This window comes from Shewanella sp. 4t3-1-2LB (assembly GCF_017368415.1).
In the GTDB taxonomy this organism is placed as follows: domain Bacteria; phylum Pseudomonadota; class Gammaproteobacteria; order Enterobacterales; family Shewanellaceae; genus Shewanella; species Shewanella fodinae.
On the sequence record NZ_JAFNJD010000075.1, the window covers coordinates 1 to 7,553 of the forward strand.

At 47.1% G+C, this 7,553-nt stretch carries 6 protein-coding genes and 1 rRNA gene; 6 read left to right on the plus strand and 1 reads right to left on the minus strand.

Going from position 1 to position 7,553, the window contains the following annotated elements; translation table 11 throughout:
• Positions 1–369 precede the first annotated feature (369 nt).
• The 4 genes from J3L11_RS18200 to J3L11_RS18215 all read left to right on the plus strand — a co-directional run bounded on the left by J3L11_RS18200 (position 370) and on the right by J3L11_RS18215 (position 5,021).
• Complete coding sequence (locus J3L11_RS18200; protein ID WP_133039975.1) at positions 370–636, plus strand: DUF4212 domain-containing protein; 267 nt, start codon at positions 370–372, stop codon at positions 634–636.
• Between the two features lie 12 nt (positions 637–648).
• Positions 649–2,382 (plus strand): sodium:solute symporter family protein, encoded by a 1,734-nt coding sequence (locus J3L11_RS18205; RefSeq protein ID WP_207571902.1) that lies wholly within the window; start codon positions 649–651, stop codon positions 2,380–2,382.
• Between the two features lie 115 nt (positions 2,383–2,497).
• Positions 2,498–4,345 carry a DUF294 nucleotidyltransferase-like domain-containing protein gene (locus tag J3L11_RS18210; RefSeq protein ID WP_189617859.1) on the plus strand — a complete coding sequence of 616 codons (1,848 nt, stop codon included), beginning with the start codon at positions 2,498–2,500 and terminating at the stop codon, positions 4,343–4,345.
• Position 4,346: 1 nt separating this feature from the next.
• The gene (locus J3L11_RS18215) at positions 4,347–5,021 is read left to right on the plus strand and encodes an exonuclease domain-containing protein (protein ID WP_133039978.1); all 675 of its coding nucleotides are present in this window, start codon (positions 4,347–4,349) and stop codon (positions 5,019–5,021) included.
• An 83-nt stretch (positions 5,022–5,104) separates the two neighbouring features.
• Here the strand turns inward: J3L11_RS18215 and J3L11_RS18220 are convergent, their stop codons facing one another.
• On the minus strand, positions 5,105–6,181 hold the full coding sequence (locus J3L11_RS18220; RefSeq protein WP_189617857.1) for a ketoacyl-ACP synthase III: 1,077 nt from the start codon (positions 6,179–6,181) through the stop codon (positions 5,105–5,107).
• Between the two features lie 410 nt (positions 6,182–6,591).
• Here J3L11_RS18220 and gmhB point away from each other — a divergent pair, with 410 nt between their 5' ends.
• Together gmhB and J3L11_RS18230 are read left to right on the plus strand one after the other, a co-directional pair.
• The gene (gmhB, locus tag J3L11_RS18225) at positions 6,592–7,149 is read left to right on the plus strand and encodes a D-glycero-beta-D-manno-heptose 1,7-bisphosphate 7-phosphatase (protein WP_207571903.1); all 558 of its coding nucleotides are present in this window, start codon (positions 6,592–6,594) and stop codon (positions 7,147–7,149) included.
• 299 nt (positions 7,150–7,448) lie between these two features.
• Positions 7,449–7,553, plus strand: a 16S ribosomal RNA gene (locus J3L11_RS18230); the annotation flags it as partial.

The following is a 7,553-nucleotide window of genomic DNA, read 5'->3' on the forward strand; positions in this document are numbered from 1 at the left end:
CATAGCCATTAGCCAGTGCAAGCGCGGTAGTGAGTTGCATAAAAAAATCCGATGACGAGTGGTCATCGGATTTTGATCTTTTCAATGAGATCGTCAAGCGATCTGGCTTAACTGATCAGCATTAGGCATTTGCCGGTCTTTTTTTGTCTTTTTCAAGGCATTGGCTGTTCGACATTGGTCTAATTCTAATGCTTAGTCACTATCAATCATTTTTTTCTAATTTATTTTTTACATTATGATTTATATATGATTTTTAAACATGTTAAGCAGTTGTAGCACGTTGGTTAGACTAAGGTCTTGATTGTGAGCTAAGTCGCGGTTGCTAGATTAAATGTGACTTAATAACAATTAGTAATGGGGAGTCGCACAATGGGCTTTGAAAATAACGAAAAGGCACTGAGCTACTGGCGTGAGAACTTGCGTCTGGTGCTGGGACTGCTGGCTGTCTGGTTCGTGGTGTCCTATGGCTGTGGAATTTTGTTTGCAGATGTACTCAACAATATTCACTTCATGGGCTTCAAACTGGGCTTCTGGTTTGCGCAGCAAGGTTCCATTTATGTGTTCGTGGCGCTGATTTTTATCTACGCCTTCAAAGCGAACGCCTTAGATAAAAAATATAACGTACACGAAGACTAAGGGGAACAGACTATGGATGTTCAAGCACTGACATTTCTGATTGTAGGGCTGTCGTTCGCGCTCTACATTGGTATTGCCATCTGGTCCAGAGCCGGCTCTACCAAAGAATTTTATGTTGCTGGCGGTGGGGTCCCGCCAGTGATGAATGGTATGGCTACTGCAGCTGACTGGATGTCAGCCGCATCTTTTATTTCCATGGCGGGGATCATCTCGTTTGTGGGATATGACGGCAGCGTGTATTTGATGGGCTGGACTGGTGGTTATGTACTGCTGGCGTTGTGTATTGCTCCCTATTTAAGAAAGTTCGGTAAATTTACCGTGCCAGATTTTATTGGTGAACGTTACTATTCACAGACCGCCCGAGTCGTCGCTGTGGTGTGTGCCATCTTCATCTGCTTTACCTATATTGCTGGACAGATGCGTGGGGTAGGGGTGGTATTTTCTCGCTTCCTCGAAGTGGACGTAAATACCGGTGTTTATATCGGTATGGCTGTTGTGTTCTTTTATGCGGTTTTGGGGGGCATGAAGGGCATTACTTACACTCAGGTAGCCCAATACTGTGTACTGATCTTTGCTTTCATGGTGCCAGCTATCTTTATCTCGGTGATGATGACCGGACATGTACTGCCGCAGATTGGTTTCGGTTCTACTGTGTTGGATGCCGCAGGAAATGATACGGGGGTTTATCTACTACAAAAACTGGATGGCCTATCTACTCAGCTTGGTTTCAATGAATATACCGAAGGCGCCAAGAGTACCATTGATGTCTTTGCAATTACTGCGGCGTTGATGGTGGGAACCGCAGGTTTGCCGCATGTAATTGTGCGTTTCTTTACCGTTCCTAAAGTGAAGGATGCACGTACCAGTACTGGTTGGGCTCTGGTGTTTATTGCCATTCTTTATACCACGGTGCCCGCGTTGTCGGTATTCTCTCGCGTTAACATGATTGAAACAATCAATGGCGCTGATGGTCAGGGCGTGGCGCATGCAACAGCACCATCTTGGATCAAAAACTGGGAACAGACCGGGCTTATCAAATGGAATGATAAAAACGGTGACGGCAAAATGTTCTATGGCAAAGGCAAAATTGACGACAGCTCAACTAATGAGATGAAGATTGACAACGACATCATCGTATTGGCAACGCCTGAGATTGCGGGTTTGCCCGCGTGGGTGATTGCGCTGGTGGCTGCTGGTGGTCTGGCAGCAGCATTGTCTACATCTGCAGGGTTGCTATTGGTGATTTCTACCTCGGTGTCGCATGATCTACTGAAGAAAAATTTCATGCCGGATATTTCCGACAAGAAGGAACTGATGTTTGCCCGTATTTCTGCGGCGATAGGTATTGTGATCGCTGGTTACTTTGGGGTTAATCTTCCAGGATTTGTGGCCGCGGTGGTGGCATTTGCCTTCGGTCTTGCTGCAGCGTCATTGTTCCCGGCAATCATTATGGGGATTTTCTCCAAGTCCATGAATAAAGAAGGTGCAATCGCGGGGATGGTATTAGGTTTGGGCTTTACCGCTTCTTATATCATCTACTTCAAATTTGTTAATCCGGCCGCTAACGTGCCCGCTAACTGGCTCTTCGGGATCTCGCCCGAAGGTATCGGTTTGATCGGGATGGTTATCAACTTTGTGGTGGCAACTGTGGTGAGTAAAATGACCGCCGCAGTCCCCGACGATGTGCAACAAATGGTGGAATCCATTCGTTTCCCTAAAGGGGCGGATAGTGCACATAGTCACTGATAACTAATTAATAAAAAAGGCGCTTCGGCGCCTTTTTTATTAGACCAAAGGCAGATGGCTGCATAGTAAAACAACAGCCATTATTAACGCATCGATAACGCGGCAGACTAATCCTATGGACGAAAGTGAATTGTTGCCCATCCGTAATTTCCTGGCCGAAATTGCCCCGTTTAATGAGTTACCTGCTGAACTGTTGGAAGAGTGCAGTCGCAGTGTCAGCATTGGCTATTACAGCAAAGTTTCGGGCTCGGTACCGCTTAGCTCCGAAAACCCCATGCTTTACATTGTTCGCAGTGGGGCTTTTGAAGTGCGCAATGCGGAGGGGGAATTATTAGACCGGCTGGGCGCGGGAGACTATTTCGGTTTTCCATCGTTGATGTCTGGGGAGTCTATCAGCAACAAGGTGCTGATCTTGGAAGATGGTTTGGTTTATCACCTGACGTTGTCCCTGTTTGAAAAGCTGCGAGCTGGCTGCCGGGCGTTTGATCGGTTTTTTAACCGGGCGTATGCCAAGCGTTTACGGCACCAGAAAGCTTCACATAATGTAGCGTTAATGACGGCAAACCGTATTAGCAGTTTAATGGTGATGGCGCCTGTGAGTGTGGATCATAAAACCCCGGTTTGTGATGCCGCGAAACTGATGCGTAAGCACCGCGTTTCTTCAGCCTTGGTTATCGATAATCAGAAATTGGTGGGGATACTGACTGACAGAGATCTGCGTAATCGGGTTTTGGCCGAGGGATTAAATGGTAATGTACCTGTATATCAGGCAATGACTTCCGCTCCGGTAACTATTGATGCCAATGCTTTAGTATTTGAAGCAATGTTGCAAATGAGTCAGCATAATATTCACCATTTGCCGGTATTGGAAAATGGCCAACCGGTCGGCATGGTGACCAGTACCGATATTATTCGCAGTCAATCCTCTCAACCGATATTTTTGATTGGCGAAATAGAAAGACAGCAGGATGTTGCCAGCCTTATTCATGTCAGTAAACAGATCCCGTTGTTGCTGCAAAATCTCATTGGTGCAGATGCCCGAGCTGAAGAGATTGGCCGTATCCTTACCAGTGTGACTGATGCTTTGACCAGACGGCTTATCCAGTTAAATCAAGCATTGCTCGGCGAACCTCCGCTAGCGTTCTGTTGGTTGGCATTCGGCAGCCAGGGCCGGCAGGACCAAATGGCCTGTTCAGATCAAGATAATGGCTTGTTATTGGCAAAGGAGCCGGACGCGGCGGCAACAGCTTACTTTGATGCACTGACACATGCCGTGTGCAGTGGGCTTAATGACTGTGGTTATGTGTTTTGTCCCGGTGACATTATGGCGCAGAATCCTGCATGGAGAATGTCGTTAGAAAATTGGCAGCAGAAATTTTCCGGTTGGGTGAATACGCCGGAGCCCAAAGCATTGATGCATGCCAGTATATTCTTTGACATGCGCTGTGTTTTCGGGCCAGAAAGTCTGTTTACAGCGCTGCAGAACCAAGTGTTAGCTACCACTTGTGATAACGATATTTTTTTGGCGGCATTGGCCGGCAATGCCTTGAGCGAATCTCCACCACTCGGATTCTTTCGACAGTTTGTGCTGGAACGCGACGGTTCTGAGGAAAAGGGCATAGACCTCAAACATCGGGGCAGTGTGTTGATCAACGATATTGCTCGCGTATATGCGTTGTCTGCCGGGATTAATGAAGTCAACACGGCTAAACGTATTCGTGTGTTAATTGCGCAGGGGATTCTCACGCGAAAAGATGGTCTCAATTTAGCCGATGCACTGGAGTTTATTGCGCATATGCGTTTGGCTAACCAAGGGCGTCAGTATGAGAATCGAGAAGCTCTCAGTAATTATCTCCGGCCCCAGGCATTGTCATCATTGATGCGCCATCAACTGCGAGATGCCTTCAAGGTTGTTCACGATGCGCAGGCTGCGCTGAAGCTTAAATTTATGCGGAGCTTCTGAAATGAGCCCGTGGCAACAATTGTCTCTGGCATGGCGGGCGCGAGGTGCCGCTCCTCTTTTGCGGGAATATTATCAGAGTTTACATCCACTGCTGCAACGCCCTTTGTCTGACGTATCATTAGTTGCAGTGGATATGGAAATGACGGGACTGGATCCGCAGCAAAATCAGATTATTTCTGTCGGTTTAGTGCCCTTAATACAGCAGCGATTGCAACTTGCCACAGCTGAACACCAGTTAGTTGGCATCAGTGGCAGTGTCGGCCAAAGCGCCGTCATTCATGGGATTGTTGACCGCCATTTGCAAGCACAGACACTGGCACAGCAGCATCTGTTGTCTTGGTTATTGCAGCGGGTTATGGGCAAGTTAATGATTTTCCACCATGCGCCACTGGATCTGGCATTTTTATCGGCATTGGTGCCGAAAGCTCCGGGCTCCGCGTTGCGATTCCCGGTGGTGGACACCCTGCAGATTGAACGGCGCCGATTGTTACGTGAACGCCATATTCTGCCTCAGGGATGTCTCAGACTTGGTGCATGTCGACAACGTTATCATCTACCTGTTTATGCCGCACACAATGCGTTAATGGATGCAATTGCCTGCGGTGAACTGTTTTTAGCGCAGACAGCATCCATCGATCCTCATGTGGCCGTTGCTGAATTTTTATGGTGGCCGTGAGCCATAGTGGTTCAGGAAGGAGATAAAATTAAAGCCCTGTTATGAAAGCAGGGCTTTAGTCATTTCAGCAAATCAGCTTGATGTTATTTTTGAGTGCGATGACAGAAATAATTCACTGCTTTCTGGATCAACTGCAATCCAGTTTCATCGCAGGGGGGGAGCGTTGCATCAGATGTTTTCAGCGGTGTGATGCGTTCGCCCCATTTCAGCAACAATGCGGCACTGGTGAGTCCCGCACCAAAAGCACAAGACAAAATGTGTTGTCCTGGCTGGATCATCCCTTTGGTCAATGCATCGCAGATTGCAATAGGTATGGTCGCGGCAGAGGTATTACCGTACTCGGCAATATTCACAAAGGCTTTTTCTGGTGGGATTTTCATTTTATGTACTAAGGTATCAATGATGCGCTCATTTGCTTGATGTGGAATTACCCAGTCAACATCATCTTTCTCAATACCACATTTATCTAAAACTTTGGCGCTGAGGGTACTCATACCGTGGATGGCACGTTTGAAGATCTCTTTGCCATCAAACTGGATGTAGAAATCTAGTGACTCGGCAACATAACGATCCATTGAGGTTCCAAAGCTGGCTTTCAGAATTTCACGGCCTTCTGGGTCATTATTCAATTCGTACCCTAGTACACCGCCAGCGATATCAGAAGCCTCAAGCACCACAGCCCCTGCACCATCACCAAAAAGTACCGCTGTTTCTCGGCGTGACCAGTCAATATAAAAACTCAGGCGCTCTGCTCCGATAACTAGAACTTTCTGGCACTGGCCACTTTTTATTTGCGCAGTAGCCAATCCCATTCCATACAGGAAACCGCTGCAGGCAGCGTTGATATCAAAGGCCGCACAGTTAGCACCAATATTGGCTTGTACGGTAGAAGCGATGTTGGGGATCAAAGTGTCAGGGCTGGCAGTTGCCAGGATAATCATGTCAAGTTCGCTGCCCTCTATGCCTGCAGCGGCCAGCGCGTGTTTGGCGGCGACAGTAGCCATCTCTGATGTATTGACATGACTGATGTGGCGGCGGCTGATCCCGGTTCTTGGTTTAATCCATTCATCGGATGTCTCCATGAAGGTTGCCAGATCATCATTGCTCAGAATGGCTGGTGGTACACATTTGCCCCAACCGGTAATAGTTGCATACTGCATGGAAAATCTCTCGTTAAGAAATCACCCGAGACGGTTCTTTCAATTTGCTGTTCACTTATCGGCTTAACTGCAGCGCTGGCGCTTTGGCATAAAGCTGCAGAGAGATGTTAGCGTCCCGACGTTTGGTGTTCTGTGCTATTGGTTCAGAATAACGGCTATCGCCAGACGACTCAGTGCAATAACGGCTAGTATACTATATTCACCCTAATTGCTGTGGCTAAGGTTACCCCTAGTCAGCGCATAAATAAAGCATGTCGCAGGGGGAAATGGCGTCAGGATGTGGACAATGATGGTTTTTATCGATTATTTACGCTAACTGACTTATCTAGCTCACTGGCGATAATCCATCGATGCATTTTCGTCAACGCAATGGAATAATATAGCCAACAAAATAGTGGGAGAGCGCTAGCGTGAACAAAGCTGTATTTCTGGATCGGGATGGCGTGATTAATGTTGATCACGGTTATGTCCACCAAATAGATGATTTTCAGTATATTGAAGGAGTATTTGACGCCTGTCTGGCCCTAAAACAGCAGGGTTTTAAATTGGTGGTTATCACCAATCAGGCGGGTATTGCTCGTGGCTTATATAGTGAAGACCAATTTCATCAGTTAACAGAGTGGATGGATTGGAACTTTGCTGATAAAGGCGTTGATCTAGATGGTATCTATTATTGTCCCCATCACCCCGACAAGGGGATTGGCAAGTATAAACAGGATTGTGATTGCCGCAAACCCAAGCCTGGAATGATAGTAAGTGCACAGCAATTCCTGAAATTGGATCTATCTGCCAGCGCACTCGTAGGTGACAAAGCCGATGACATGCGGGCTGCAAAAGCTGCCGGAATCCCGGTACGCATTTTGGTCCGCAGTGGTAAAGCGCTAACCCAAGAAGGCATTGACGAGGCAACAGTCGTTCTGGATTCAATTGCAGATGTGCCAGCGTACCTTTCAAAACTGGGTAATTAATAGTGTTTAATAGTGTTTTTGGCTGAAAACTAAGCATCCGTGTAGTGTTAAGCAAATTTAAGGCAATTTAGATGTTGCACAAAAAAATCGATTCCCTATAATGCGCATCCACTGACCGATGCAACGGTCCAGAATAAGTCGCTGACACAAGCTGATTTGTGGCGCGGCTTTTTATTCGCTCTTTAACAAAATATCAAGCAATCTGTGTGGGCACTCGCAGTGAATGAAATCGCAAAACGATTTAAAACTCACTGAAGAGTGTTCGAATAGAACAGTTATTCATTAGAGTCAAAAACTTTTAATTGAAGAGTTTGATCATGGCTCAGATTGAACGCTGGCGGCAGGCCTAACACATGCAAGTCGAGCGGCAGCGGGGAGTAGCTTGCTACTCTGCCGGCGAGCGG

What these genes read in the sequence shown, in the direction of transcription:
- J3L11_RS18220 (WP_189617857.1), bottom strand. Translation starts at nt 6,181, where the DNA reads ATGCAGTATGCAACTATTACCGGTTGGGGCAAATGTGTACCACCAGCC.
- J3L11_RS18205 (WP_207571902.1), top strand. Translation starts at nt 649, where the DNA reads ATGGATGTTCAAGCACTGACATTTCTGATTGTAGGGCTGTCGTTCGCG.
- J3L11_RS18200 (WP_133039975.1), top strand. Translation starts at nt 370, where the DNA reads ATGGGCTTTGAAAATAACGAAAAGGCACTGAGCTACTGGCGTGAGAAC.
- J3L11_RS18210 (WP_189617859.1), top strand. Translation starts at nt 2,498, where the DNA reads ATGGACGAAAGTGAATTGTTGCCCATCCGTAATTTCCTGGCCGAAATT.
- J3L11_RS18215 (WP_133039978.1), top strand. Translation starts at nt 4,347, where the DNA reads ATGAGCCCGTGGCAACAATTGTCTCTGGCATGGCGGGCGCGAGGTGCC.